Annotated in this window: 26 protein-coding genes; 13 read left to right on the top strand and 13 right to left on the bottom strand. The window is 60.3% G+C overall.

Features of this window, described 5'->3' with window-relative positions:
- Positions 1 to 21: 21 nt before the first annotated feature.
- The 3 genes from PH605_RS07930 (at position 22) to PH605_RS07940 (ending at position 4089) form a co-directional block, all read left to right on the top strand.
- Positions 22 to 1290: an ABC transporter substrate-binding protein gene (locus PH605_RS07930; protein WP_020809390.1), complete on the top strand. Its 1269-nt coding sequence runs from the start codon at positions 22 to 24 to the stop codon at positions 1288 to 1290.
- 112 nt (positions 1291 to 1402) lie between these two features.
- On the top strand, positions 1403 to 2956 hold the full coding sequence (gene pglA, locus PH605_RS07935) for a polygalacturonase PglA (RefSeq protein WP_142844533.1): 1554 nt from the start codon (positions 1403 to 1405) through the stop codon (positions 2954 to 2956).
- An 8-nt stretch (positions 2957 to 2964) separates the two neighbouring features.
- Positions 2965 to 4089: a glycoside hydrolase family 88/105 protein gene (locus PH605_RS07940; RefSeq protein WP_142844532.1), complete on the top strand. Its 1125-nt coding sequence runs from the start codon at positions 2965 to 2967 to the stop codon at positions 4087 to 4089.
- Between the two features lie 2 nt (positions 4090 to 4091).
- Here PH605_RS07940 and PH605_RS07945 read toward each other — a convergent pair whose 3' ends face one another.
- Both PH605_RS07945 and PH605_RS07950 read right to left on the bottom strand, forming a co-directional pair.
- Positions 4092 to 5354 carry an ATP-binding protein gene (locus PH605_RS07945; protein WP_142844531.1) on the bottom strand — a complete coding sequence of 421 codons (1263 nt, stop codon included), beginning with the start codon at positions 5352 to 5354 and terminating at the stop codon, positions 4092 to 4094.
- A complete protein-coding gene (locus PH605_RS07950) occupies positions 5351 to 6082 on the bottom strand; it encodes a response regulator (RefSeq protein ID WP_193559569.1) in 732 nt (243 codons plus the stop codon). The genes PH605_RS07945 and PH605_RS07950 overlap by 4 nt, the downstream gene beginning before the upstream one ends.
- 202 nt (positions 6083 to 6284) lie before the next feature.
- Between PH605_RS07950 and PH605_RS07955 the strand changes: the two genes are divergently transcribed.
- The 4 genes from PH605_RS07955 to PH605_RS07970 all read left to right on the top strand — a co-directional run bounded on the left by PH605_RS07955 (position 6285) and on the right by PH605_RS07970 (position 10543).
- Positions 6285 to 6911: a hypothetical protein gene (locus PH605_RS07955; protein ID WP_142844529.1), complete on the top strand. Its 627-nt coding sequence runs from the start codon at positions 6285 to 6287 to the stop codon at positions 6909 to 6911.
- 127 nt (positions 6912 to 7038) lie between these two features.
- Positions 7039 to 7335, top strand: coding sequence for a hypothetical protein (locus PH605_RS07960; RefSeq protein WP_142844528.1), 297 nt, complete (start codon positions 7039 to 7041; stop codon positions 7333 to 7335).
- 22 nt (positions 7336 to 7357) lie between these two features.
- Positions 7358 to 8581 (top strand): efflux RND transporter periplasmic adaptor subunit, encoded by a 1224-nt coding sequence (locus PH605_RS07965; protein WP_142844527.1) that lies wholly within the window; start codon positions 7358 to 7360, stop codon positions 8579 to 8581.
- Positions 8582 to 8584: 3 nt separating this feature from the next.
- Positions 8585 to 10543, top strand: a complete 1959-nt coding sequence (locus PH605_RS07970; RefSeq protein WP_142844526.1) for a MacB family efflux pump subunit — start codon at positions 8585 to 8587, stop codon at positions 10541 to 10543.
- A gap of 13 nt (positions 10544 to 10556) precedes the next feature.
- Here the strand turns inward: PH605_RS07970 and PH605_RS07975 are convergent, their stop codons facing one another.
- Positions 10557 to 10793, bottom strand: coding sequence for an acyl carrier protein (locus PH605_RS07975; RefSeq protein WP_003520197.1), 237 nt, complete (start codon positions 10791 to 10793; stop codon positions 10557 to 10559).
- A gap of 311 nt (positions 10794 to 11104) precedes the next feature.
- On the opposite strand from PH605_RS07975, the gene PH605_RS07980 reads away from it, so the two are divergent.
- Complete coding sequence (locus PH605_RS07980) at positions 11105 to 12202, top strand: acyltransferase family protein (protein ID WP_125146372.1); 1098 nt, start codon at positions 11105 to 11107, stop codon at positions 12200 to 12202.
- Between the two features lie 369 nt (positions 12203 to 12571).
- Here the strand turns inward: PH605_RS07980 and PH605_RS07985 are convergent, their stop codons facing one another.
- The 10 genes from PH605_RS07985 to PH605_RS08035 all read right to left on the bottom strand — a co-directional run bounded on the left by PH605_RS07985 (position 12572) and on the right by PH605_RS08035 (position 20478).
- A complete protein-coding gene (locus PH605_RS07985; RefSeq protein WP_142844525.1) occupies positions 12572 to 12859 on the bottom strand; it encodes a hypothetical protein in 288 nt (95 codons plus the stop codon).
- Positions 12860 to 13406: 547 nt separating this feature from the next.
- Positions 13407 to 13544: a hypothetical protein gene (locus PH605_RS07990; RefSeq protein ID WP_162856819.1), complete on the bottom strand. Its 138-nt coding sequence runs from the start codon at positions 13542 to 13544 to the stop codon at positions 13407 to 13409.
- 96 nt (positions 13545 to 13640) lie between these two features.
- Positions 13641 to 13856: a hypothetical protein gene (locus PH605_RS07995; RefSeq protein WP_078053614.1), complete on the bottom strand. Its 216-nt coding sequence runs from the start codon at positions 13854 to 13856 to the stop codon at positions 13641 to 13643.
- Between the two features lie 252 nt (positions 13857 to 14108).
- The gene (locus PH605_RS08005) at positions 14109 to 14318 is read right to left on the bottom strand and encodes a cold-shock protein (protein ID WP_003508146.1); all 210 of its coding nucleotides are present in this window, start codon (positions 14316 to 14318) and stop codon (positions 14109 to 14111) included.
- A gap of 281 nt (positions 14319 to 14599) precedes the next feature.
- Positions 14600 to 14770 (bottom strand): hypothetical protein, encoded by a 171-nt coding sequence (locus PH605_RS08010; protein ID WP_162856817.1) that lies wholly within the window; start codon positions 14768 to 14770, stop codon positions 14600 to 14602.
- Between the two features lie 335 nt (positions 14771 to 15105).
- Positions 15106 to 16341: a Gfo/Idh/MocA family protein gene (locus PH605_RS08015; protein WP_125146370.1), complete on the bottom strand. Its 1236-nt coding sequence runs from the start codon at positions 16339 to 16341 to the stop codon at positions 15106 to 15108.
- An 18-nt stretch (positions 16342 to 16359) separates the two neighbouring features.
- A complete protein-coding gene (locus PH605_RS08020; RefSeq protein WP_078053612.1) occupies positions 16360 to 17181 on the bottom strand; it encodes a sugar phosphate isomerase/epimerase family protein in 822 nt (273 codons plus the stop codon).
- Between the two features lie 24 nt (positions 17182 to 17205).
- The gene (locus PH605_RS08025) at positions 17206 to 18369 is read right to left on the bottom strand and encodes a dihydrodipicolinate synthase family protein (protein ID WP_142844524.1); all 1164 of its coding nucleotides are present in this window, start codon (positions 18367 to 18369) and stop codon (positions 17206 to 17208) included.
- Between the two features lie 10 nt (positions 18370 to 18379).
- Positions 18380 to 19522, bottom strand: coding sequence for a Gfo/Idh/MocA family protein (locus tag PH605_RS08030; protein WP_065656148.1), 1143 nt, complete (start codon positions 19520 to 19522; stop codon positions 18380 to 18382).
- 245 nt (positions 19523 to 19767) lie between these two features.
- The gene (locus PH605_RS08035; protein ID WP_080857166.1) at positions 19768 to 20478 is read right to left on the bottom strand and encodes a TetR/AcrR family transcriptional regulator; all 711 of its coding nucleotides are present in this window, start codon (positions 20476 to 20478) and stop codon (positions 19768 to 19770) included.
- 117 nt (positions 20479 to 20595) lie between these two features.
- On the opposite strand from PH605_RS08035, the gene PH605_RS08040 reads away from it, so the two are divergent.
- The 5 genes from PH605_RS08040 (at position 20596) to PH605_RS08060 (ending at position 25504) form a co-directional block, all read left to right on the top strand.
- The gene (locus PH605_RS08040; RefSeq protein WP_125146367.1) at positions 20596 to 21885 is read left to right on the top strand and encodes an ABC transporter substrate-binding protein; all 1290 of its coding nucleotides are present in this window, start codon (positions 20596 to 20598) and stop codon (positions 21883 to 21885) included.
- A gap of 6 nt (positions 21886 to 21891) precedes the next feature.
- Positions 21892 to 22845 carry a carbohydrate ABC transporter permease gene (locus PH605_RS08045; protein WP_003520181.1) on the top strand — a complete coding sequence of 318 codons (954 nt, stop codon included), beginning with the start codon at positions 21892 to 21894 and terminating at the stop codon, positions 22843 to 22845.
- Complete coding sequence (locus tag PH605_RS08050) at positions 22838 to 23713, top strand: carbohydrate ABC transporter permease (protein WP_020809242.1); 876 nt, start codon at positions 22838 to 22840, stop codon at positions 23711 to 23713. The genes PH605_RS08045 and PH605_RS08050 overlap by 8 nt, the downstream gene beginning before the upstream one ends.
- Before the next feature lie 86 nt (positions 23714 to 23799).
- Positions 23800 to 24876 (top strand): ABC transporter ATP-binding protein, encoded by a 1077-nt coding sequence (locus PH605_RS08055; RefSeq protein ID WP_078053609.1) that lies wholly within the window; start codon positions 23800 to 23802, stop codon positions 24874 to 24876.
- A gap of 262 nt (positions 24877 to 25138) precedes the next feature.
- Positions 25139 to 25504, top strand: coding sequence for a hypothetical protein (locus tag PH605_RS08060; RefSeq protein WP_020809241.1), 366 nt, complete (start codon positions 25139 to 25141; stop codon positions 25502 to 25504).
- Positions 25505 to 25540: the final 36 nt, after the last annotated feature.

Raw genomic sequence — 25540 nt, forward strand, 5'->3', positions numbered from 1 at the left:
TTTTCGAGGAGGAGAAGAACAATGAAGACGATGACAAGAATGATGGCGATGCTCGCCGGCGCCGCTTATGTGGCGATGGCGACGGCCCCGGCGGCGGGTGCTGCGGAACTGCGCATGTCGTGGTGGGGCGGTGAAAGCCGCCACGTCGCCACCCAGAAGGCCATTGCCGCCTGCGGCGAGAAATACGGCCACACGGTGAAGGGGGAATTCACCGGCTTCGACGGCTATCTGGAAAAGCTCACCACGCAGATGGCAGGCAAGACGGAGGCCGATATCGTTCAGGTCAACTGGCCGTGGCTGCCGCTGTTTTCCAAGAACGGAGAAGGTTTTGCCGATCTGCGCCAGCTGAAACCGCTCGATCTTTCGCAATGGGCGGAGAGCGATCTGGACGCCGGTTCGATGAATGGCGTGTTGCAGGGGCTTTCCGTTTCCACCACCGGCCGCGTCTTCTTCTTCAACGCCACCACCTTCGAAAAGGCCGGCGTTGAAATTCCGAAGACCTGGGACGAGTTTTTCGCGGCAACCAAGACCATCAAGGAAAAGCTCGGCAAGGACTATTACACCTTCAATGCCGTGAAGGAGACTGCCCAGCTGCTGGTGACGCTGGCTGTCGTGCAGAAGACCGGCAAGGATCTGGTCGACCCCAAGACCAACCGCGTGGCCTGGACGCCGGAGGAGCTGGCCGAGGGCATTTCCTTCGTCGGCAAGCTGGTCGAAACCGGATCGATCCGCTCGCAGAAAGAGGAAGCGGCCGATGGTAACGTCAATCTTTACGAAAAGCCGTCCTGGTCCGAAGGCCGGATTGCCGGTTCCTATGAATGGGATTCGACCTATTCGAAATATGCCGATCCGCTCAAGGAAGGGCAGGTTCTGAAACCGTTCCCGATGCTGAAGCTTGCCGATGCCGTGACCGAAGGCGTCTATCGCAAGCCTTCCATGGTGTTTTCGATCTCGAAAAACTCCAGGAACCCGGAAGCGGCCGCGCAAATCCTGAACTGCCTGCTGAACGAACCTGAGGGCATCGATGCGCTCGGCACCTCACGCGGTCTGCCCGCATCGAAGGCTGCGGCGGCGCGTCTGGGGGACAAGGGCGAGCCGGAAGTGCGGGCCGCCAACGCCATCGTCATGGCGGCATCGGGACCGGTGGTGTCACCCTTCAACGAGCATCCTGAAATCCGCTCGGGCTTCATCGATACGCTTGAGGAATATGCCTATGGCCAGCTGACGGCGGAAGAAGCGGCCGAGCAGATCATCGATACGACCAACGATGTTCTTGCCAAATTCGATTGACGACGATGGCCTGCCGCCTCAATGGCGGCAGGCTCCCTATCCGGCTGCCGGATGATGTAAGGCATGTCCGCCAAGGGTTTGGCCGGACAGGCACCAAAGACGAGAAAAGAGCATGAACGAACCCCTTATCATCGCGTCTTCGGCGCGAACGGCAGTGCTTTGCCTTGCCGTGCCCGGCGCTCGCTATTTCCTTCCGTCCAAAACGGCATGGCGTTTGACGTCGGCGGATGGCGCCGAAAGGAGAGGCGAAACCGCGACCGTGGCGACGCCGTTGCATGATCTCTCCCCGGATACGCGCTATGTCTTCGAAGCGGAGGGGTTTGGACGGCTGGAGTTCAGAACCGCCCCCTGTGCCGGGCTTGTCGAGGCTGCGGAATTTTCCCTGATGCCGGGTGTTGCGCTCGATGATGAGACACGTGCGCGCGCCAATGCACAGGCGCTGGAAAGGGCCGTGGCTGCGGTTCCGCAGGGTGGCACGTTGCGTCTCGGGGCCGGTCTCTGGACAGCCTTTCCCGTTCGCCTGAAAAGCAACATGACCTTCCACCTTGCCGAAGGAGCCGTGCTGCGCGCGCCCTCCACCCGCAGGGGCTGGCCGATCCTGCCTGCCCGCGATGAGGCAGGCCGTATGCTCGGAAGCTGGGAAGGCTTGCCGGATGCCTGTTTTGCCGCGCCGGTTCATGCCATCGCGGCAGACAATCTCGTCATCGAGGGCAGGGGCGTTCTCGATGGTTCGGGCGATAGCGGCGACTGGTGGAGCTGGCCGAAAGAAACTCGCGACGGCGCGCGCCGGCCGCGTGGCCTGCATCTCGTTTCCTGCCGGAACACAAACCTGCTCGGTTTCACCATCCAAAACGCCGCCTCCTGGACGATCCATCCGCAGGGCTGCGAAGACTTAATCGCCGCCGGCCTCAGCATCGTCGCACCGCATGACAGCCCGAACACCGATGGTTTCAACCCCGAAAGCTGCCGCAACGTTACGATATCAGGCGTGCGCTTTTCCGTCGGCGACGATTGCATCGCGGTGAAGGCGGGAAAGCGCGGCCCCGATGGCGAGGACGATCATCTCGCGGAAACGCGCGGCATTCGGGTGCGCCATTGCCTGATGCAGCGCGGCCATGGCGGGCTGGTGATCGGTTCGGAAATGTCCGGCAGTGTGCATGACGTGGCGGTCGAGGATTGCGACATGGTCGGCACGGATCGCGGCCTGCGCCTCAAGACACGGCGCGGGCGGGGCGGAACAGTCAGCAACATCGCCATGCGCCGGGTGCTGCTGGATGGCGTGCACACCGCGCTTTCCGCCAATGCCCATTACCATTGCGACGCCGATGGACATGACGACTGGGTGCAGTCGCGAAAGCCTGCGCCGGTCGATGGCGGCACGCCCTTTATCGACGGTATTACCGTGGAGGATGTCGAAATCCGCAATCTCTCCCATGCGGCCGGTGCTTTTCTCGGCCTTGCCGAAGCGCCCATCCGCAACATCGCCATCCGCAATCTCACCATTGTCTCGCGTGATCCTTCGGCCACCGCAACGCCGCCGATAATGGCCGACCGGGTGCGCCCCATGCGCCATGAGGCGATTGTTTTCGAGCAGGCGCATATAGTCAGCGATAATCCCGCCCTGTTGAGCGATGCTTCCGTTTCCATTGTGTCAGATTTCGATTGAGAAAACCGATGAAAGCCACTGAATATTTTGATCAATTCTCCAGTCGCTATAAACATTACAAGGGCGGAAGCTGGTGTTATGAGGATGGGTGCGTCTATCGTGGCCTGCAGCAGCTGTTCGACGCGACCGGGGAGGCACGCTGGAACGAGCATCTGCATCGTCTCGCTGATGCGCAGATAGCGCCAGACGGCACGCTCGCCGGGTACGATCCGCAGGAATATAATATCGACCATATTCTCGCCGGCCGTATCCTCTTTCCCCTTGCGGCGGAAACGGGCGATCCGCGTTACCTCGCTGCGGCGGAGCATCTGGCGGGGCAACTGCGCAGCCATCCGCGCATCGCATCCGGGAATTACTGGCACAAGAAGCGTTATCCGCATCAGGTCTGGCTGGACGGGCTTTATATGGGGCTTCCGTTCCAGATCGAATATGCGCAGGCGACGGGCCGGGCGGAACTGATCGACGATGCGCTGCGGCAGTTTTCAGCGGCACTCGCGGCGACCGAGGATAGCGGTGGGCTCTATGCCCATGGTTACGACCACAGCCGCAGCCAGCGCTGGGCCGATCCTCAAAGCGGCAAGTCTCCCGCCATATGGGCGCGTGCGGTCGGCTGGCTGGCCATGGCGCTGGTGGACGCGCTGGCCATTCTACCGGAGGACGGCGCGACGGCGGGGCTTCGCAACAAGACGCAGTCGCTTCTGGCCGGCATCATCGCACGGCAGACCGTGACAGGGCTCTGGATGCAGGTTCTCGACAATCCGGACCTTGCGGGCAATTATGGGGAAACATCCGCCTCGGCCATGTTTGCCTATGCCTTGCTGCACGCAGTGCGGCTGAAGCTCGTGCAGGGCGAAGAGGCGAATGCCGCCCTTTCGGCGGGTCGCCGCGCGCTTGAGGCGCTTCTTGAAACCCGGCTGAAAGCCGATGAAGAGGGCGTGACCCGCCTCACCGGAATCGTGCATGTCGCAGGCCTTGGCGGCTTTGAGGGCAATTATCGCGATGGAACGCCGGAATATTATCTGACCGAGCCGGTGGTGTCCGACGATGCCAAGGGGGTCGGGCCGCTGATGATGGCTTATGCCGAAAGCCTGCTTCTGGCCAAGCCGCAGGCGCAGGCTGTTTCAGCGGCGTGACGTCACGCCGCCCTTGCGAAGATCACGGTCTGGATCAGGCCCTGTTTCTTGTGGTTGGCAATGGTGATCGTGCCGCCGAAGCGCTCGATGATTTCCCTGGCGATGGCAAGACCAAGACCCACGCCGGGGATTGATTTACGCCGCGCGAGGTCCACCCGGAAGAAGGGCTCGAAAACCCGCCCGATCAGTTCCTGCGGAATGCCGGGGCCTTCATCCCTGATCGTCACGACGACTTCGCTCTCGTCTCCGGTCAGATCGATATGCGCCTTCTTGCCATGGGTGACGGCGTTCAGGATGAGGTTGCGCAGGGCTCTCTTCAGCGCCAGTGGGGCCGCCCTTATGGTCATGGCGGCTTCCGGCTCGATGAAGTCGAGCGCACCCGCATGGCCGAGATCGGAAACATCGCTGACGATCTCGCTGAGAAGCGTACCGATGTCGATCGTCTTGACGCTATCCTGGCTGACCTCTTCCCGCACCAGAAGAATGGCGCTGTCGGCGATGGCGTCCAGCTCCTCGAGGTCCGCCAGCCATTTCGCCCGTTCCTCGTCGTTTTCGATGAATTCCGCCCTCAGCCGCATGCGGGTCATCGGAGTTCTGAGATCGTGGCCGGCGGCGGCGACGAGGCGCATGCGGCTTTCCATCGCCGCCTTCAGGCGGGTCGCGAGTTCGTTCAGCGCCCGCGCGGTGGCGCGGATTTCGCCCGGTCCGGTTTCCGGCAGGTGCGGCAGCGAACCGTCAGGCCCGATGCTGGCGGCGGCATTTTCCAGCATGTCGAGCGGGCGGGTGATCTTGCTGGCGGCAAAGATCGAAACGGCGGCACTGCCGAGGATGATCAGCCCGATCCACATGCCGAAAATCTTCCAGCCGCCCGGCGGCGGACCCATATGCGGAATTTCCGCGACCAGCCAGCCACCTTTTTCCAGCGCGATAGCCGCCACGGGGGCAGGATTTCCCGGTGAGCGGATGACCATCGCGGTGCGCGGCTCTCCGACGCGGGCCAGCGCCTTTTCCAGAAATTCCGAGAGCATGCCGTCGAGATCGCCTTGCGGCGGCCTCTGTTCTATCTGAAAATAGCCGGGCTGCTGCAGGGAAGGATCACGCTCGGCCATGGTCACGGCAAAGGCGAGGCTGCGGGCCAGCGGCTCGATGGTGGCGTCGGGCGGCGGCGGCTGCAATGTCCGGTCCGCCACAAAAGTCGCAAGCGCGATGACGGCGATGATGGAGACGATCATCAGCGCCGTGATGCGGTTTTTAAGCGAGCTCATCGCTGCACCGGCAGGGTTCTGACTTGAACCGTCATCTGGTAACCGCCATTGCGCACGGTCTTGAAGATCGGCGTGTGTGTGTCGGCGTCCAGCTTCTTGCGCAAGCGGCTCATCAGCACGTCGATGGAGCGGTCGAACGGGCCGCGATCCTTGCCCTGCGTGAGATCGAGAAGCTGATCGCGGGAAAGCAGCCGGCCGGGCCTGTCGAGAAAGACTTTCAGAAGATCGAACTCAGCTCCCGTCAAATCTATCTTTTCACCGCTGGCGCGGATGACGGAGCGCTGCTCGGGATCGGCGGTGAAATCCGCAAAACCATAGGCGGCGGATGAGGGGCGGGGAGCCTCCTGCGGCGTGGCGCGGCGGAGCACGGCCTTGATGCGCGCGGTCAGTTCGCGCGGATTGAAGGGTTTGCCGAGATAGTCGTCGGCGCCGATTTCCAGCCCGACGATGCGGTCGACATCTTCCTTCAGCGCCGTCAGGAGAATGACCGGCGTGCGCGGCCGGCGACCCTGCAGATCGCGGCAGATATCGAGGCCGGAGCCATCGGGCAGCATCACGTCGAGCACGATGAGATCGGGATCGGAGCTGGCGATCTTTTCCTCGAACTCACGCCTGTCGGCGGCCATCGACACGCGAAACCCCTGCGAGCCGAGATATTTCGCGAGCAATGTGCGTATTTCCGGATCGTCATCGACGATCAATATATGTGTCACCGAAACTGTCGTCATATCGTCCAACCTTTTGATGCCACTATACATAAGCGCTGAAAAGAAACGGCGGATTTTTGCAACGAAAGCTTTCCGTGGCCGTTCTGGCAACATTCGGTTACAAATAGGCGGTTTGCGGAAGCAGCCGGGAAACATTCGGACCAAAGCCGGAAACGCGATGCTCCTATCGTCCTTTCATGTTGGAAAACGGAAGGAAGGTAAGATGAGAAACTCGCTACTGGCCGCCGCCATCGCGACAGCAACTATTGGCGTTTCCGCCGCCACGCAGGCAGCGGAAGAGAATGCGCCCGCACCCCAGGCGACCGAACAGGCTGCGCCGCCGCCCGCCAATCTCGATCTCGGCCCGGACATCGGCCCGGATGAAAGGCCGCTGCCGCCGCATGTGCGCAGAATGCCCGGCCCGGATGTTCTAGGGCTGGCGACGAAGCTTTCGGCGGCCGAAATCTATCTCGGCGTCACGCCGGAGCAGCTCGGTGCATGGCGCGCCTATACCACGGCGCTGATCGATCTCGTTTCCCCCGGTCCGGAGCGCAATCCGCCGCCGCCGGCGCCGGGTGAAAGCAAGGCCAAGCCCGAGCCGCGTCTTGCGGGAGAGGAGCTGGCAGGCATCATCGCGCAGAAGGCGGAAAAGGCCAAAGCCCTTCAGGACGCCATTGCGGCGCTGAAACCGAAGCTTTCGCCGCAGCAGGTGCTGAAGCTTGCCGAGCTCGAGCGTGCGCTGATGCCGCCTCCGCCTCCCGGCCCGCGTCATGGCCCCGCAGACCGCGGCGGCTTTGCTCTCCCGCATGGCGATATGAGGCCGCCGGTTCCCGAGGCGGAACGAAGCTGAGGCAACCTTTCGAAGTTTCCTCCTTTAATCTGCCCCCCAGTAAAGGAGGAAATCAGCCGGCGACGGCTGGAGCCGGGGGATCGCACGCCTGCGATCCCCCGCGTGATTGTCAAGCAGGAAGATGATGATGAGATATTTCTATCTGGTGCTGGCAACGGCTTTTGGTTTGAGCTTTGCCTGGTCGGTGGCGGTGGCAAAGGACAAGCCCGTGCAACAGCCGGCGGCCAAATCCCGGCAGGATGAACAACGGCGTCAGCCCGCCTGTGCGAAGGATCAGCGCGAAAAGATGGATTCGAGACGTCTTCGCAGCACCTGCCGCAAGGCCGCGGCGCGAAAATCGGCCTCTGCCTATGAATGGATCGAAGCGGAGAGGGGTTTCATCCTCGTAAAACACGAGATGACGCCGGTTTCTTCCTTCGAGTGAACCGGCTGGATAGGACATCGATATGAAAACGGCACGCAAGGCAGGTGCATTGCTGGCGGTTGTCGCTCTCGCCGTGGGCGGCTACTGGCTGTCCTCGCAATATACGCGGGCGGCCACACCCGGCTATATCACCGCACCGGTGACGCGCGGCGATATCGAGCAGACGGTGCTGGCGACGGGAACGCTGAAGCCCGTTCGCCTGGTCGCCGTCGGCGCTCAGGCCTCGGGCCGCATCACCGCCGTCAAGGTGGCGCTCGGCGATACGGTCAAGGCGGGCGATCTGATCGCCGAAATCGATTCCGTTACCCAGACGAACAGTCTGCGCACGGCGCAGGCGGCCCTGGCGAATGTGAAGGCGCAACGGGTGGAGAAGCAGGCGACGCTTCTTCTCAACCGCCAGAGCCTTGCCCGTCAGCAGGAGATGGTGTCAAAGAACGCGGCCTCCCGCGCCGATTTCGAAAGCGCCACCGCAGCCCTTGCCGTCACCGAGGCGCAGATCGAAGCCATCGACGCCCAGATCGAGGAAGCGCAGGTCGCGGTGGAAACGGCCGATGCCAATCTTGGCTATACGAAAATCACCGCGCCCATCGAAGGCACGGTTCTGTCGATCGTCAGCCAGGAAGGGCAGACCGTCAACGCCACCCAATCCGCGCCAACCATCGTCATTCTCGGCCAGCTCGACCGGATGACGGTGCGCACGGAAATTTCCGAGGCGGATGTAACGCGGGTCAGGCCGGACCTGCCGGTCTATTTCACGGTGCTGGGTGAGCCGCAGCAGCGTTACAACGCGACGCTCGCCTCGATAGAGCCGGCGCCGGAATCGGTGCGCAGCGATTCCAGCTTCAGTTCCTCGACCTCTTCATCCTCCAGCTCGTCCTCTTCCAGCACGTCGTCATCCGAGGCGATCTATTATAATGGCGTATTCGAAGTGCCGAACCCGGACGGCAAGCTGCGCACCTACATGACGGCGGAGGTCCATATCGTTCTCGGCGAAGCGAAGAACGTGCTGACCGTCCCTTCGGCAGCCCTTGGCAGCATGGACAGCGACGGCAGCTATGCCGTGCGCGTGGCCGGCGCCGATGGCAGGGTTTCCGAGCGCAAGGTCGAAATCGGGCTCAACAACAAGGTCACGGCGGAAGTGCGTTCCGGCCTTGCCGAAAGCGAGCGCGTGGTGACCGGCGAACGTTCCACCGACACCACCGCAAACGCCATGCCGGGGCCGGGCGGCCCGCCGATGGGGCTTTGAACCATGGCTGAACCTTTGATTTCGCTTAAATCCGTGCGGCGGGATTATCCCTCCGGCGAAGGCACGATCAGCGTGCTGAAGAATATCGACCTCACCATCGAGGCCGGTGAAATGGTGGCGATCGTCGGCGCGTCCGGGTCGGGCAAGTCGACGCTGATGAATATTCTCGGCTGCCTCGACCGCCCGACATCGGGTAGCTACAGCATCAGGGGCCGGGAAACGGGTAATCTCGATGCCGACGCGCTTTCGGCGCTCAGGCGTGAAAATCTCGGCTTCATCTTCCAGCGCTACCATCTGCTGGCCGAATTGACGGCGCTCGGCAATGTTGAAATTCCGGCGATCTATGCCGGCAAGACGCAGGGCGACCGCAGGCACAATGCCGCAAGGCTGCTTGGCCGCCTCGGCATGGCGGAACGCCTCGATCACCGTCCCGGCCAGCTTTCCGGCGGCCAGCAGCAGCGCGTTTCCATCGCCCGCGCCTTGATGAACGGTGCCGAGATCATTCTTGCCGACGAGCCGACCGGCGCGCTCGACAGCGCCAGCGGGGACGAGGTGTTGCGCATCCTCGGTGAGCTGCATGCCGAAGGCCGCACCGTCATCATCGTTACCCATGACATGTCGATTGCCAGACGCGCCGGGCGGATCATCGAGATCAGCGACGGCACGATCATTTCCGACCGCAGGACGGATGCAACGCCCGTACAGCAGGACGATGCCGAACCCGCTGCCGTTTCCGGCGGGTCTTCGGGTCTTGCGGGTCTCGTTTCGTCTCTGCGCGAGGCGTTGCGCATGGCGCTTCTGTCGATGCGGGCGCACAAGCTGCGCACCTTTCTCACCATGCTCGGCATCATCATCGGCATCGCCTCGGTCATCAGCGTCGTGGCGCTGGGGCAGGGATCGCAGCAGCGGGTGCTGCAGAACATATCGAGCCTCGGCACCAACACGCTGGAAATCTTCGCCGGCAAGGATTTCGGCGACATAAGGTCGGGCAAGATCACCACGCTCGTCGTTTCCGATGCCGAAGCGCTTGCCAAGCAATCCTATGTCGCGGCGGTGACGCCGACGGTCTCGACCTCCAGCACGGTGCGTTTCGGCGCTAAGGAGGCGAATGCGCTGGTGAACGGCGTCAGCGAGCGCTATTTCGTCGCCAAGGGCACCAAGCTGTCGCAGGGCCGCTTTTTCGATGGCGGAAGCGTGGCGCAGAAGGCGCAGGACGTGGTGATCGACGAAAATACCCGCAAATCGCTGTTTGCGGATTTCGACGGCAGCCCTGTCGGCCAGGTCATTCTCATCGGCAAGGTGCCGGCCCGCATCGTCGGCGTCACGCAGGCGCAGCAGGGCGGTTTCGGCTCAAGCCAGAACCTGTCGCTTTACCTGCCCTATACCGCCGTCCAGTCGCGCTTTCTCGGCAGCCTGTCGCTGCGCAGCATCACGGTGCAGGTGGCCGACGATGTCGATGCCTCAATCGCCGAGCAGGCGGTGACGACGCTTCTGACCCAGCGGCACGGCACACGGGATTTCTACATTCTCAATACCGACGATATCCGCCAGACCATCACCAGCACCACGCAGACGCTGACCCTTCTGATTGCGGCCATTGCGGTGATTTCGCTGCTGGTCGGCGGCATCGGGGTGATGAACATCATGCTCGTTTCTGTGTCTGAACGCGTATCGGAAATCGGCGTGCGCATGGCGGTGGGCGCGCGCCGCACCGATATTCTGCGGCAGTTCCTCATCGAGGCGGTGCTGGTCTGCATCATCGGCGGTACGCTGGGCGTGCTCGGCAGCCTCGGCTTCGGCGCGCTTTTCTCCGCCTTCAGCAGCAATTTCGCCATGGTCTATTCCACGGCGTCGATCATCGCCGCCTTCGTCTGCTCGACGCTGATCGGCGTTGTCTTCGGTTATCTGCCGGCGCGCAACGCGTCGAAGCTCGATCCCGTCGCGGCTTTGTCTGCGGGGTAAATCCCCCCGCCGGTCACGCCTTGTTTTTTTCGACGAAGCGGATGGCGTCGCCAACGGTCAGGATCGTGCTTGCGGCGGAATCTGGAATTTCCACCCCGAATTCCTCTTCGATTTCCATGACGATCTGAACGGTCTCGAGCGAATCCGCACCGAGATCGTCAGCAAAACTGGCCTCGTCCACGATGGTGGCAGGGTCTGCACCAAGCTGGTCCACGATGATTTTTCTGATACGTTCTGCAATGGTGGACATGGTGAGACTCCGCGAAAGTTGCCTGCCGCCGAACGCCGCTCCATCTGAATTTGCGCCGAAGATATCCAAGCGAAATCAAGCTGAATTTCGAAAGGACAGGGCACAGAGTCAAAGGCTCGGAAGATCGATGACATCCGGACGTAGCACGCCTTTCGCAGCCGCGAAAGAGTGTCGATCACCCGTTAGTATTCCATAATAATATGGGATGTTCGCCACGTTAAACAGTTTGTGACTGGCAGCAGTGAACCGCAACGCGGTAAAGCTCGTTGCCTGTGAACCTCAAATCCGTCAGCCAAACCGAGCCTCATGCCATGGTCCAGTCGTCCCCGGAACGCTTTATATTGCTCGATGGCATAAGGGGCGTGGCCGCCCTTTTCATCGTCCACCGCCATGCCGAGGATCTGTTTGGGAAAAGCACGGCTTCGAGCTATCTCGCCGTGGATCTGTTCTTTGCGCTCAGCGGTTTCGTGCTCGCGCATGCCTATAGCCGGAAACTGGCCGAAGGGGCGATTACGCCAGGCTTTTTCATGAAGGCGCGCTTTGCACGTCTTTACCCTCTTTATGGGCTGGCGCTGGCCCTGATGGCGGCCTATTTCATCTGCCTCTACGTGCTGGGCCTGCCGACGCCGATCGATGATCTGCATCGTCTTATCGATCCCGGCGAGCTTGCTTTCGCCTTGGTAACGGGGCTGCTCTTTTTGCCGGCGCCCTTCACGCTCACTCTGAACGGCGCGCTGTTTCTCGTCAGCCCGGCATGGTCGCTTTTCAACGAGCTGGTGGTGAATGCGTTTTACGCCCGCTTCGGTGTCCGGGCCACGACGAAACAGACCGCCGCGGTGCTCATTGTCAGCGCCCTTGTGCTGATGGTGGCCGCCGCCGAGTTCGGCCGTCTGCATGCCGGTTTTCGCTGGCATGAAATGTATGCCGGCATGGGGCGGGTGTTCTTCTCGTTTTTTGCCGGCGTGCTGATTTACCGTTTCCGCAATCGCGTACCGCAGTTGAGACCTTTTCAGGCGGCGCTTTGCCTTCTGCTGGTCTGTTTCATTCTGGCCGTGCCGATGTCGCGCGAGCTTCGACCGTTCTTCGATCTTGCGGTGGTCCTCGTCGTCTGGCCGCTGCTGCTGTTCGTCGCCAGCAAGACGGTTCCGGGCCGCGGTGTGGGAATGGTGTCGGTGTTTCTCGGCACGGCGTCCTACGCGGTCTATGTGCTGCATATTCCGCTTCTGGCCTGGACGGAGCTTCTGATCCCCGCAGTACACCGGGAAAACCTTGCTTTGCCGGCCGGCATTGTTTTCCTCATCGGCACGACGTGCCTGTCATGGTGGCTGACGGTCCATTACGATCAGCCCGTTCAGAAATGGCTGAAGAACCGGTTGAGAAAGCCGAGTGAAGTCCGCCAGCCGGTATGACCCTGCCTCGCGGCTGAAAACCTCAATAATGGGCGAAAATCGGGGCAGTCAGCACGAAAGCCGCGACGAGGCTGATGATCGTCAGTTTCGCCGCTCGCATGCGGCGCATTTTGCGGCCGCTCCAGTCATACGTCATACTCACCTCCACGCAGACGCAAAACTTACCGGCATGGGAAACAACGCAAGCCTGGCGAAGACCGGTCATGGTCCCGCAACGCACAGGGTGCACATTCCATACCCAAGCTTCCCGGGACGCGCCTGATCGCGCGCGGGACGCCCAATTTCAGTGTTGCCTGATATACGGCTTTTGCCAAGCCGTTATTTTCATCGGTGATTTTGAAGGCCGCCACGGAAAGGGCGGCAAGTCCATCACCGGTAAAGAGGCGGCAAGCCCTGAATGGCGTAACGCGGCAGCGGTTTCCACGGTTTGACGCGTTCATGTTTGTGAACGCCGAACAGGAACAGCATTTCCTGCGAAATATCGGCAGGGTCGGTCAAGCCATCCTGAAAGAGCTCGATCACCTTGCGGGCGGCATTGTTGTAGAGAATGACTTCGTCATCCATGGTGTGGCTGTCATAACCGAGACCTTCCAGCACTGACTGCAGCATTTTCAGGTCCTGCGATGTGATGATGCAATTTTCATATGCGGAAGACATGACGTCCTCCTTTCCCGTGGGGGTCAAAAAAGCTGGAGCGTCGCGTCGCCACCCATAAGTGGCGCGAGGACGCTTCAACGCCTCGAAACGCGCACAGCATCAGGCAAACCGTCTCCGGCCTGTACCGTCATGCATGTCGCGTGGCTTGGAGATCGTTCCCCTGGTCAACAGGCGGGACAGGGCAAAGATTGCAAGAGGCCTTACGGCGGCAACGCCCTTTAATTACCGATAGGGAAGGGTGCGCCCTTTGAGGAGAATAGGCAAGTTAATTCTGTCTCGTAGAATGGGCAATTTAGCACGCGCTCCCGCAGGCAACAAAAAAGGCCGGGGCAATATTGCACCGACCTTCCTCATATCGCCCTCAACACCCGTGCCAGTACATCCGTGGTCAAAAGTCTGAAGCGACTAAAACAACTGCGAACGTCGATTTCATTCGCGCTCACCAGCAGTTGCCATGAGAGCTGTTTAAATGGGCAATGTGGCCAAAACAAGTCCGGCATGGATGGCGATGCTTTTATTCGCCGTGACTTGTCGGCCCGCTTGGCGCCTATTTCTTTTTGCTATCCGCTGTCGTGGCGTTTGCGAATTTGACCTGCGAACCGGTGGGCGGCGCGGCAGGTGCTTTCGTCTTGTCCTTCTTCGGTTTGCGGATTTCCTTGTTGCTGCGCAATTGACCCTTGGCCATGGTGTACTCCTCCTGTTGGATTGATGCGGCCTCGAGCGGCTATGAGACAATCCGTTCAAGGCCCGTTCGAGCGGGCGATGCTGGAAATCCGGCCAGTCAGTTCTTGCCGGATCGTTTTTTTGCGGAAACCGGCACGTCGGCGATAATCGTCGCTTCCTGTGCTTCGCGAAGCTGGCGAAGGCGTTCCGTTTTGCGGGCGCGCTGGTCGGCCTCGGCGTTTATGATCTGCTTTGCGGCGTTATCCGTCAATGACGCCCTGTCCTGTGCGGATAGTTTGCCGGGTTTGAAAAAAGCTTCCTTTGACGCGGCCATGGCATTCTCCTTTATGGAAGAGCGGTATCGGAAGGCTGTCGGGGGCGGGTAACCTTTTTGGGGGCAGGCAGCAGCCCTTCGCGCTGAATTTTCTTCTTTGCCCTCTTGCGGCGGTGGCGCACGGCTTAGGCTTCTTCGCGGACGCGCTTTTTCCCTGGCCCAAAAACAAAAGGCCGGGCTTTGACCCGACCTCTCACAATCATTCTAACCTGCAGCCAGTACATCCGTGGTCTGCGGGTTAAATGATGAATATCAAGCTGCCTGAAGGTTATCAGCCGAGCTTTTGCCGGACCGACGGTCCTGGACGATCTCGTAGCTGATTTTCTGGCCGTCGTTCAGCGAACGCATGCCAGCGCGCTCAACAGCGGAGATGTGAACGAAAACGTCCGTGCCGCCATTGTCAGGCTGAATGAAGCCGAAGCCCTTGGTGGCGTTGAACCACTTTACAGTACCAGTGTTCATAACGATTTCCTTTCGTAGAATCGTTGTGGTTCCCGCGATACCTTGCGGGATAAGATCGATTATTTGAGAGGAAATCCGACGGGGAACAGTCTGTTCCAGAACGACGTCACAAGCAATGGTCGATGAAGAAAATATAGGCGCAATTTTTGATTTTGCAATGGGCATTGAAGGAAAAAGCACCGGCGACCGACCGATCATTGGCTAAGTATCTGGTTCACGGTGCTATTTCCCGCTGACCCAATCGTGCGCCCGGTTTGGCGCGGCCTTTGGTTTCGCGCGCATCAACCTCCACCGGGAGACACGTCCTTCGCACGGTCATCCGGCAGGCTGCCTGCCCCCGGCGTCTTGTCATAGTCGGTGAGGGACGGTTTGGCGTGCGGGCCGGCGGGAGGAATGTCGTTCGGGCTGGAAGGCCGTTTGTCAACTGTTTTCGGCTTCGTTTTGTTCGTCATGTCGCGTCCTCCTTTTAAAGGGGAAACGCAGGGGAAAAGGCGCGGGTTCCGTTTCCACGCCGCGCGGGCGCGCTTTTCCGCCGTCAGCGGCGGGAACGCGGCTTTTTCTCTTCCCGGTTCATATCTCGCCCCACCCATTTGAAAAATACGACGAGGCTGAGGCCGATGATGATGAGCGGAACGAAGGATTCAAAACTGGACATGACTCACTCTTTCTTCCCCCGGCGACCATTTTACCGGCATGGAAGAAGCGCGTAATCTGTGGAATATCGTCCGTTCTTTTTTGGCAATTGCCATCTGCGGCCCAGTTGTCGATGGACCGCAGACGAAGGCGGTTAAACCGGAAGCGATTTCACCGCTGCCGTGCCGCCTTCACGGGCGCTTTTCAGCGCCGCCACCCCTGTCAGGACGGACATGGCGCCGGCGCGCGAGCCCGCCCGCTGCCGCAGCCGGTCGTTGGAGCCGGGCTTGAAGATCATGTCGCGCATGCGGTTGTCGCCGCCATAATGGCCGCCCGGCTCATGCGGCACCCAGATATGTTCGACGCCACCGCCGAAGCTTTTCACCAGCAGGATTTCATCGGCCGGCGGTTCCGTCCAGGGCTGCTTTTCATACTGGCGCATCTCGATGCGGCCCTTATGGCCGTTGAAGGCGATGTGGTGGCCCTCGATCGGCATATAGGTGTTGAGCGAATAGGAGACCTGCACGCCGCTGGCATAACGGATCGAGGCGCTCATCGTATCGGGAATGTCGATCTCCTCGCGGAAGACGCAGGCATCGCGCACATAACCGTCCACCGTCGAAGGGTCTTCATAAAGCGCATCGAGAAAAGGATCGGCCCCGAGATCCATGAAATAATCGCACTCGCTTTTGTGCGGACAGGTGCGACAGCGCGTTCCGCGGAACGGGCCGTTCTTGCCATAATGCAGCAATTGCCCGAAGCCCTTCACCTCCACGGGATCGGAATCGAGATACCAGTTCAAGAGATCGAAATGGTGGGTCGCCTTGTGCACGAACAGGCTGCCGGAATGCTCGGTGAAGGCGTGCCAGCGGCGGAAATAATCTGCGCCGTGCTGGTTATCCAGATACCAGTGGAAATCGACCGAGGTGACGGTGCCGATGGCGCCTTCGTCGATCAGCTCCTTGATGCGGGCAGCGGTGGGAGAGAAACGGTAATTGAAGGAGACGTCGACGCGGCGGCCGCTTTTGGCCTCCGCCGCGCGAATACGGTCGATCTTTTCCGGGGTGGTGGTCATGGGCTTTTCGCTGATGACATCGGCCCCGCCTTCGAGCGCCCGGATGATGATGTCGTCATGTGTGTCATCAGGTGTGCAGACGATCACCAGCTCGGGTCGCTGCTCCTCCATCATCCGGTCGAAATCGTCGTAAAGCGGCGCGCTCGATCCCATCATGGCGCGGGCGCGTTCGGCGCGCATCAGGTTCAGGTCGCAAATGCCGACCAGTTCGACATAGTCGCTCCAGCCGGCCAGCAATTCGCGGCCCCACATGGTGGTGCCGCGATTGCCGGTGCCGACCAGCGCATAGCGTTTGCGTTTCACCTTTTCAGGCATTGTCTCTCTCCCGGATAATCAACAAACAGTCTTGAAACGCTCGACCACGGTGGCGAGGACCTCGTCCATCGGGCGCGCCTGCCAGCGATGCGAAAAGATTTCCACTTCCTGCGGGCCGTGGAAGCCGGCGGCCTCGATCATGGCGCGAAATGCCTTGAGGTCAATCACGCCGTCGCCCATCATGCCGCGATCGTTGAGCGGATCGGTGGTCGGCACCAGCCAGTCGCAGATATGATGGGCGAGAATTTGCCCGTTTCTGCCCGCACGCGCCACCTGTTCTTCCAGCTCCGGATCCCACCAGACATGGTAGACATCGATGGCGACACCGGTGCCGGCACCCAGCCTGTCGCAGAGATCGAGCGACTGTTTCAGCGTGTTGAAGCAGGCGCGGTCGGCGGCATAGAAGGGATGCAGCGGCTCGATGGCAAGCGGCACGCCGGCAGCCCGCGCATAGGGAAGAAGCTCGGCCATGCCGTCCTCCACCATCTGCCGTGCACCTTTCAGATCGCGCGAACCGGCGGGAAGGCCGCCCACGACCAGCACAAGGCAGTCTGCCTTCATGGCGGCTGCCTCATCGACGGCGCGTTTATTGTCCTCGATGGCGAGGCGGCGGCCTTCCGCATTGGGCGCAGGGAAGAAGCCGCCCCGGCAATGGCCGCTGAGTCGCAGCCCGTTCTGCTCGACAATGCGGGCGGCTTCCGTAAGGCCAACGCCATGCACCTGCTCGCGCCAGGGCGAGATGGCGGTTATGCCGTGCGCGAGGCAGGCATCGACGATCGCGCCGAAGTCTCCGCCCTGACGCACGGTGGCGAAATTGATGGAAAGGCCTTCAAGGCTCATCTCGGTATCTCCCCTTGTTTTGCTTCACCCGATGCCACGGACGGCCAGAAACGCCTTCATGCGCTGCGTCGCCAGATCCGGCTCGGTCAGCACATTGGCCCTGTCCGCCAGTCGGAAAAGCTCAGCGAAATGCTGCGTGGAGCGGGTGCTTTCCTGCCCGCCGACCATGGTGAAGTGGTCCTGCAACCCGTTGAGATAGGCGAGGAACACCACGCCGGTCTTATAGAAGCGGGTCGGGGCCTTGAAGATGTGGCGCGACAGCGCCACCGTCGGCTCCAGTATATCGAAGAACTCGTTGTCCGCCCCGCGCTTCAGGCAGGCCAGCGCTTTCGAAGCCGCAGGCGCTATGGCGTCGAAAATGCCGAGCAGGGCATCCGAATGGCCCTTCTCGTCACCGGCGATCAGTTCGGCATAGTTGAAATCGTCACCGGTATACATGCGCACGCCTGATGGCAGACGGCGGCGCATGACGATTTCCTTTTCCTTGGAGAGAAGCGAAATCTTGATGCCATCAATCTTGTCGGCATTCTCCTCGATCATGGTAAGGCAGGTTTCCATCGCCGCCATATGGTCGCCAGCCCCCCAATAACCCTCAAGCGCCGGGTCGAACATTTCGCCCAGCCAGTGGATCACCACTTTCTGGTCAGCCTGGGATAAAACTCTGGCATAAGCCTTGAGATAATCATCCGGCGAACGGGCGGCAGCGGCCAGAGCACGGCTCGCCATCAGGATTACGCGTCCGCCTTCTCCCTGAACAAAATCAAGCTGTTCCAGGTAAGAGTCGACAATCTGGTTCAGGTCGTAACCGCCGCCATTCAGATGATCGGTTCCGACGCCGCAGGCAATCAGCGCATCCTTGCGACTGGCCGCCTCCTTCAGCGAACGGGAAATCAGTTCCTGCGCCTGCGGCCACGCGAGCCCCATGCCGCGCTGTGCCGTATCCATCGCCTCGGCGACACCGAGGCCGAGATCCCACAGGCGGTGACGGAAACGTAAGGTGGCGTCCCAGTCGATGGCGGGCGTGAGCCATGGGTCGTTATCGGCAAGGGGATCGGCCACCACATGGGCGGCCGCGAAGGCGACGCGGTTGAAATCCGCCACACTTCGTTTCTCAACCGCGACCGGCGTGCCTGATAGTCTGTAGACCTCAATGCTGCGGTCATCCTTCGGAAGCTTGAGTTCGCTCACCATCGCCTCCTTACGAAATAGCGGGAACGTCGAGCCAGCGGCGTTCCTTCCATGATTTCAGTCCAAGTTCGGCAAGCTGCACGCCCTTCACGCCTTCCATCAGGCCATAGGGCCACGGATCGTTGTCGACGAGGTGGCGCACGAACATTTCCCACTGCGCCTTGAAGCCGTTGTCATAAACGACATTGTCCGGCACCTCCTGCCAGGTCTTGTAGAAATCGATGGTCTGCGGCTGGTCGGGGTTCCACACCGGTTTCGGTGTATTGGTGCGGTGCTGGGTAAAGCATTTGGTCAGGCCCGCCACCGCCGAACCATGGGTGCCGTCCACCTGGAAGGTGACGAGGTCGTCGCGGCGCACCCGCACCGCCCATGAGGAGTTGATATGGGCAATGACGCCGCCTTCCAGCTCGAAGGTGGCATAAGCGGCATCGTCGGCATCCGCCTTATAGGCTTTGCCCTGCTCGTCGAAACGTTCCGGAATATGGGTCGCGCCGAGGCAGCTGACGGATTTCACCGGGCCGAACAGATTGTCGAGCACATAACGCCAGTGGCACAGCATATCGAGAATGATGCCGCCGCCATCTTTCAGACGGTAATTCCAAGAAGGGCGCTGCGCCGGCTGCCAGTCGCCTTCGAACACCCAGTAACCAAACTCGCCGCGCACCGAGAGGATTTTGCCGAAGAAGCCGCTGTCGCGCAGCATAGCGAGCTTGCGCAGGCCGGGCAGGAAAAGCTTGTCCTGAACGACGCCGTGTTTGATGCCGGCGCTTTCGGCAAGCCGGGCAATGGCCAGCGCCTCTTCCATCGTGTCGGAAATCGGCTTTTCGCAGTAAACGTTCTTGCCGGCCTTGATGGCTTTCTCCAGCAGGCTGCCGCGCATCTGTGTCGTGCCGGCATCGAAGAACAGCGTATCGTCGGGGTTCGCCAGCGCCGCATCGATATCGGTCGTCCAGCGCGCGACATTATGCTTTTTCGCGATTTCCTCGATCTTTGCGCCGTTGCGGCCGACCAGAATGGGGTCGAGCATGACCCTTTCGCCGTTTTTCAACAGCACGCCGCCCTGATCGCGAATGGCGAGAACGGAGCGCACGAGATGCTGGTTGTAACCCATGCGGCCGGTGATGCCGTGCATGATGACGCCGATACGTTTCATGAATTTCCTCCCAAGGCGGCCTCTTCCCGAAAGCCGCTTCCGTCAAACATGGCAATTTGTAACCATTTGGTTATTTGTGGTCGTGAAGGATGCGATCTGTCAAGGTGTTTTTGACAGGAAAAATTCATGGTCTGACGACCGTTGCGTTTTTGTGTTTCCACCGCGCCGCAAAAGAAAACGACGCGCTTCGCGGATGCGAATGGCGCGTCGTCGCTGTTGTTAAAGAGGAATTCAGTTCGGCCGGCTCAGACCGGCCGCACTGCAGCAAGCAGGGTGTCGACGATATGCTGGCCCCAGCGTTCCAGCTCGGCGGGGTCTGTCAGGTCGCGCTGGAAGATCGTCGACAGCGTGAACCGGTTGGAAAGATAAAAGGCGCCGAGCGAAGCGATGGTCAGATAGACGTCGATCGGATCGAGACCGTCACGGAATTCGCCCGCGTCGCTGCCGCGCCGCAGCACGTCTTCCAGCTCTGAAATGAAATTCGAATGCATCGCCGTAATTGCCGGAGATTGCCTGAGATAGCGGGCTTTATTGAGGTTTTCCGTGGCGAGAATGCTCAGGAATTCGGGATGGTCGAGGAAATAGTGCCAGGTGAAAAGCGCAAGCTCCCGCAAGCCCTCCGAAGGGGCCTTGCGGGCCAGGTCAAGCCGTCTCTCGGTATGGCGGATATGGCGGTACGCGTCTTCCAGAACGGCGAGATAAAGCGCATCCTTGTCGCCGAAATAATGGTAGATCATCCGCTTGTTGGTGCCGGCGCGCCGGGCGACGACATCGATTCGCGCCCCTGCCAGCCCCTTGGCGGCCACCTCGCGGCGGGCGGCTTCGAGAATGGCGGCGCGCGTTCTTTCCGGGTTTCGCACCTGTGTCGTCGCGCGTTTGCGCTTGGGTGACGGCGTTTTCTCCATGGCCGCATCGGGGGCAGGATCGGACGGCTGGTTTTTTGTCGTTTCTTCCATTTCAGCACCCGCTTGACAATGTTTGCGATCAGTGTTCCCATGTAACCAATTAGTTATAAAACGGCAAGTGTCGTTTACGTTCATCATCAATTGGCAGTCAATAGGGAGGAGTTGCCAATGCCCATGATGCTTCACAGAAGAGGTGTGCTTTCAGCAGGGCTTGCGGCCCTGTCGCTTGCAACATTGGGAGGAGGGTCGGCGCAGGCCCAGGCCGCGCGCCTTCGCATGTTGTGGTGGGGTTCGCAGGAGCGCGCCGACCGCACCAACAAGGCGATAGCAGCCTATAAGCAGGTCAAGCCGGATCTCGATATTGCCGGTGAATTCGCAGGCTGGAGCGATTATTGGCCGCGCCTTGCCACGCAGGTTGCGGGCCGCAATGCGCCCGACCTGATTCAGATGGATTATCGTTACATCTTCGAATATGGCCGTCGCGGCGCGTTGGCACCCCTCGATGAATATATCGGCAAGGGCCTGAAGATCGAAGATTTCGGCAAGATGAACATCGATTCCGGCCGGGTCGATGGCAAGCTTTACGGCATCAATCTGGGCGTCAATTCAAGCGCCGTCTTCTTCGACAAGGCGGCCTGGGAAAAATCCGGTGCGACGCCGCCGGCGATCGGCCAGACCTGGGAGGAGTTTGCCGAAAACGCCGCCAAGCTCAGCAAGAACAAGCCGAAGCCCGGCTATTACGCCACGGCCGACGCCAGCGGCGTGGAGCCGAGCTTCGAGAACTGGCTGCGCCAGAACGGCAAGTCGCTCTACACGCAGGATGGCGGCATCGGCTTCGATCCTGCCGATGCGACCAAGTGGTTCACTTTGTGGGCGGATCTGCGTAAGAGCGGCGCCTGTGTGCCGGCCGATGTGCAGGCGCTCGACCAGCTCAACATCGAAACGAACCCTTTGACGACGGGCAAGGCGGCAACGGCATTCGCCCATTCCAACCAGTTCGTCGGTTATCAGAAGCTCAACAAGTCCAAGCTTGCCATAAGCTCCTATCCGAAGAGCACCAAGGATGGCCCTTCCGGCCATTATCTGAAACCCTCCATGCTCATCAGCGTCGCCAATGGCAGCGCCGGCATCGAGCAGGCCGTCGGTTTCATCAACTTCCTTGTGGCTGAACCGCAGGGCATCGATATTCTCGGCGTCGAGCGCGGCGTTCCGGCTTCGGAATCCATGCGTAGCCAGTTGAGCAGCAAGCTCGACGAGGTCAGCAAGACGATGGTGGACTATATTGCCGAGATTACCCCCGGCGTCGGCGATCTGCCGCCGGCGCCGCCTCCGGGCGCGGGCGAATTCGCCTTCGTCCTCAAACGCACGGCGGAGGAAATCGGCTTCGGCAAGATCACGCCGGAAGAGGGCGGTGACCGCCTCGTCAAGGAATCCGAAACCGTTATCAAACGGAAGTGATGGTTTATGGCCTTTCGATCTGAAACTCTTGTGGGGGAGAGCCGTGGCGCGGCTCTCCCGAAACGGGGCGGCGTGAAGCGGATTTTCGACCGCAACATTCACGCCTACCTGTTTCTGCTGCCCTGGCTGATAGGCTTTTTCGGCCTCACCCTCGGTCCCGCGCTTGCGTCGCTTTACCTGTCTTTCACGAATTACGACCTGTTGCAGTCGCCGGACTGGGTGGGGGCGGCAAACTATGTGCGCATCGCCACGGCCGATCCGAAATTCGCCGCAGCCATGCAGGTAACCTTTACCTATGTGCTGCTGTCGGTGCCGCTGAAGCTGATCTTCGCGCTGCTCGTCGCGCTCGCCTTCAACCGCGGCATCAAGGGGCTGACGCTTTATCGTGCGATCTTCTACCTGCCGTCGCTGCTGGGTTCGAGCGTCGCGATTGCCGTGCTCTGGCGCCAGCTTTTCGCCTCGGATGGTCTCGTCAACATGATCCTGTGGCAGGCCTTCGGTTACGAAGGGCCGAGCTGGATTTCCAATCCGGATTATTCGATCTACACGCTGGTCATCCTGTCCGTCTGGCAGTTCGGTTCGCCGATGATCATCTTCCTCGCGGGTCTGAGACAAATCCCGCAGGACATGTATGAGGCCGCCGAAATCGACGGTGCAAGCAAGGTGCGGCAGTTCTTCCGCATTACCCTGCCGCTTTTGACGCCGGTGATCTTCTTCAACGCGGTGATCCAGACCATCGATGCCTTCAAGGCCTTCACCCCCGCCTTCATCATCTCCGAAGGCACCGGCGGTCCGATCAACTCCACGCTGTTCTACACGCTTTACCTCTATCAGGAAGCCTTCGGTTTCTTCCGCATGGGTTATGCCTCGGCGCTTGCCTGGATTTTGGTGATCATCATCTCGCTGTTCACGGCCTTCTCGTTCCTCAGCGCGAAATACTGGGTGCACTACGATGACTGATGCTGTTACCGCCCCCCGGCCGGGCCAGGGCCCGCAACGTTCGCCGCTGAAATCGGTGATGCTCCACACGGCGCTGATCATCGCGTCCTTCGCGATGCTCTATCCGATCCTGTGGATGATCTCGGGTTCCTTCCGGCCGCAGGACGAGCTGTTCGGCTCTTCCTCACTCATTCCCTCGGCGGTGGATGTCGGCGGATATATTCGCGGCTGGACCGGGCTGCAGGTGAGCTTCGGGCAGTTCTTCTGGAACTCCTTCTTCATCTCGGTGCTCGCCACCATAGGCAACGTGGTCGGCTGCTCGCTCGCCGCCTTCGCTTTTGCCCGGCTTCGCTTCGGAGGGCGCAATTTCTGGTTCGCGCTGATGCTCGGCACGCTCATGCTCCCCTATCACGTCGTGCTCATTCCCCAATATATCCTGTTTCTAGAAATGGGCTGGGTGAACACCTCGCTGCCGCTGATCGTGCCGAAGTACCTCGCGACGGACGCCTTCTTCATCTTCCTGATGGTGCAGTTCTTTCGCGGTATCCCGCGTGAGCTGGACGAGGCGGCGGTGATGGATGGCTGCTCGCCCTTCCGCATCTACTGGAAGATCATGCTGCCATTGTCGCTGCCGGTGCTTGCGACGGCCGCTATCTTTTCCTTCATCTGGACCTGGGACGACTTCTTCGGTCCGCTGATCTATCTGAACGACATCAACACCTACACCGTGCAGCTTGGTCTCAGGTCCTTCGTGGATTCCACCGGCAGCTCGGACTGGACCTCGCTTTTCGCCATGTCCAACCTGTCGCTGGTGCCGGTCTTCCTGTTCTTCCTGTTCTTCCAGCGGCTGCTGATCGAAGGCATCGCCACCACCGGAATGAAACGCTGAACGGAACCCGCATCGGGAACGCATTTTAAGACAATCAACACTGTCGCTGCCGCCCTGCATGCGGCGCGACAGTCGGGAGAAACAGCATGGCAAGCAGCATTACGCTCGAAAAAATCGTCAAGCGGTTCGGCGCTTTTCCGGTCGTTCACGGCATCGATCTCAAGATCGAGCCGGGCGAGTTCACCGTTTTCGTCGGCCCCTCGGGCTGTGGCAAATCCACGCTTCTGCGCATGATTGCAGGGCTTGAGGAAATCTCCGAAGGCGATCTGCGTATCGATGGCGAAAGGGTCAACGAAACCGCCGCATCCAAGCGCGGCATCGCCATGGTCTTCCAGTCCTATGCGCTTTATCCGCATATGAGCGTCTACAAGAACCTTGCCTTCGGTCTGGAGACGGCAGGCTACAAGAAACCGGAAGTCCAGGCGCGGGTGCAGAAGGCCGCCGATATCCTGCAGATCGGCCCGCTTTTGCAGCGCAAGCCGAAGGCGCTTTCCGGCGGCCAGCGCCAGCGCGTCGCCATCGGCCGCGCCATCGTGCGCGAACCGAAAATCTTCCTGTTCGACGAGCCCTTGTCCAACCTCGATGCGGAACTGCGCGTGCAGATGCGCGTCGAAATCGCCAAGCTGCACCAGACGCTCGGCAGCACCATGATCTATGTAACGCACGACCAGGTGGAAGCCATGACCATGGCCGACAAGATCGTCGTGCTGCGCGACGGCCGCATCATGCAGGTCGGCCGCCCGCTCGATCTCTACAACAACCCGGCCAACCAGTTCGTCGCCGGTTTCATCGGCTCGCCGAAGATGAATTTCCTCTCCGCCAAAGTGGTTTCGGGCGACAGTTCCAACCGCACCATCGAGGTGGCCGGCCAGCGCATCGTGCTGGAAAAGCCGGTTGCCGCGCAACAGGGTGAACCGCTCACCTTCGGCGTGCGCCCGGAACATGTGAACCCGCAGGCGCAGTCCGCCTCTTTGGGTGAGGCTTCCATCCAGCTCGTTGAACATCTCGGCGGCTCAACGGTGGTCTACACCGCGACCCCCGACGGCCAGCCCGCCACCGTGCTGCTGGACGGCCAACGCCATATCCGCATCGGCGAGACCATTCCCTTTGCGTTCGATCTTTCGAAGACGCATCTCTTCGGGGCGGATGGGCGGCGGATATGACACTTGTATTTAGCGTCTAAAGTAGATGACAAGAGAAAAGCCCCCTTCAGTCATATTGGCTTTGCAGGCCTTTTCGAGCGATTGCGTGCTTACGCGATGAAGAGGTTCTTTCGCGACCAAAGACTTCGGTAAGCTGCATCTCGAGCCGAGGGCACAGTGCGTCGATGATGATCGTGAAGAACAAAGGTGGACGCACGTGGCAAGGTCCGATTGCGTAACGAGGAAAATCTGTCCAGTGTGAAAGTTAGGACTGGAGAGACGAATGCTGAGATTATGGCAGCGCATCACATATTATCGTCATCGTAGTGAGCTTTGGGCGCTTAACAAGGCGCAGCAGATGCCGCTCGTGGCAGGCTTTCCAATCTCGTTGGTGGTCTCATTTTGGTGGTTTGTTATGGCGACGCCAGTGATGCTGCCGCATATAATATTGCAAGCTTACTCCAAGAGTGCTGCGACAATTTTCTTGTTGATCACTGGTCTTCCCCTACTTCTAGCGATCGTTTTAGCGATGCCTTGGTTTTTCAGCTGGCAAGGAATTGCGGCAGGTCTGATGTCGGGTCGATCTGAGGCAGCGAGGAAAAAGGAACAAGTCTTAATGTATGCAATTGACGCCTATAGGGCGAAGTGAGTTTAACGTCTGCGTGCCTGCTGGTTCTCGGCGATT

It is taken from the genome of Agrobacterium sp. CFBP 3001, from assembly GCF_027871605.1.
Lineage (GTDB): Bacteria > Pseudomonadota > Alphaproteobacteria > Rhizobiales > Rhizobiaceae > Agrobacterium > Agrobacterium leguminum.

Excerpts from the sequence above, each read along its gene's own strand:
- PH605_RS08005 (WP_003508146.1), bottom strand. The coding sequence starts at position 14,318 with ATGAACACTGGTACTGTAAAGTGGTTCAACGCCACCAAGGGCTTCGGC.
- PH605_RS07985 (WP_142844525.1), bottom strand. The coding sequence starts at position 12,859 with ATGTCTTCCGCATATGAAAATTGCATCATCACATCGCAGGACCTGAAA.
- PH605_RS07980 (WP_125146372.1), top strand. The coding sequence starts at position 11,105 with ATGGTCCAGTCGTCCCCGGAACGCTTTATATTGCTCGATGGCATAAGG.
- PH605_RS08030 (WP_065656148.1), bottom strand. The coding sequence starts at position 19,522 with ATGAAACGTATCGGCGTCATCATGCACGGCATCACCGGCCGCATGGGT.
- PH605_RS07945 (WP_142844531.1), bottom strand. The coding sequence starts at position 5,354 with ATGAGCTCGCTTAAAAACCGCATCACGGCGCTGATGATCGTCTCCATC.
- pglA (WP_142844533.1), top strand. The coding sequence starts at position 1,403 with ATGAACGAACCCCTTATCATCGCGTCTTCGGCGCGAACGGCAGTGCTT.
- PH605_RS07955 (WP_142844529.1), top strand. The coding sequence starts at position 6,285 with ATGAGAAACTCGCTACTGGCCGCCGCCATCGCGACAGCAACTATTGGC.
- PH605_RS08015 (WP_125146370.1), bottom strand. The coding sequence starts at position 16,341 with ATGCCTGAAAAGGTGAAACGCAAACGCTATGCGCTGGTCGGCACCGGC.
- PH605_RS07975 (WP_003520197.1), bottom strand. The coding sequence starts at position 10,793 with ATGTCCACCATTGCAGAACGTATCAGAAAAATCATCGTGGACCAGCTT.
- PH605_RS08050 (WP_020809242.1), top strand. The coding sequence starts at position 22,838 with ATGACTGATGCTGTTACCGCCCCCCGGCCGGGCCAGGGCCCGCAACGT.
- PH605_RS07960 (WP_142844528.1), top strand. The coding sequence starts at position 7,039 with ATGAGATATTTCTATCTGGTGCTGGCAACGGCTTTTGGTTTGAGCTTT.
- PH605_RS07965 (WP_142844527.1), top strand. The coding sequence starts at position 7,358 with ATGAAAACGGCACGCAAGGCAGGTGCATTGCTGGCGGTTGTCGCTCTC.
- PH605_RS08060 (WP_020809241.1), top strand. The coding sequence starts at position 25,139 with ATGCTGAGATTATGGCAGCGCATCACATATTATCGTCATCGTAGTGAG.
- PH605_RS08040 (WP_125146367.1), top strand. The coding sequence starts at position 20,596 with ATGCCCATGATGCTTCACAGAAGAGGTGTGCTTTCAGCAGGGCTTGCG.
- PH605_RS07930 (WP_020809390.1), top strand. The coding sequence starts at position 22 with ATGAAGACGATGACAAGAATGATGGCGATGCTCGCCGGCGCCGCTTAT.
- PH605_RS07950 (WP_193559569.1), bottom strand. The coding sequence starts at position 6,082 with ATGACGACAGTTTCGGTGACACATATATTGATCGTCGATGACGATCCG.
- PH605_RS08045 (WP_003520181.1), top strand. The coding sequence starts at position 21,892 with ATGGCCTTTCGATCTGAAACTCTTGTGGGGGAGAGCCGTGGCGCGGCT.
- PH605_RS07990 (WP_162856819.1), bottom strand. The coding sequence starts at position 13,544 with ATGGCCAAGGGTCAATTGCGCAGCAACAAGGAAATCCGCAAACCGAAG.
- PH605_RS07995 (WP_078053614.1), bottom strand. The coding sequence starts at position 13,856 with ATGGCCGCGTCAAAGGAAGCTTTTTTCAAACCCGGCAAACTATCCGCA.
- PH605_RS08035 (WP_080857166.1), bottom strand. The coding sequence starts at position 20,478 with ATGGAAGAAACGACAAAAAACCAGCCGTCCGATCCTGCCCCCGATGCG.
- PH605_RS08010 (WP_162856817.1), bottom strand. The coding sequence starts at position 14,770 with ATGACGAACAAAACGAAGCCGAAAACAGTTGACAAACGGCCTTCCAGC.
- PH605_RS08055 (WP_078053609.1), top strand. The coding sequence starts at position 23,800 with ATGGCAAGCAGCATTACGCTCGAAAAAATCGTCAAGCGGTTCGGCGCT.
- PH605_RS07970 (WP_142844526.1), top strand. The coding sequence starts at position 8,585 with ATGGCTGAACCTTTGATTTCGCTTAAATCCGTGCGGCGGGATTATCCC.
- PH605_RS08020 (WP_078053612.1), bottom strand. The coding sequence starts at position 17,181 with ATGAGCCTTGAAGGCCTTTCCATCAATTTCGCCACCGTGCGTCAGGGC.
- PH605_RS07940 (WP_142844532.1), top strand. The coding sequence starts at position 2,965 with ATGAAAGCCACTGAATATTTTGATCAATTCTCCAGTCGCTATAAACAT.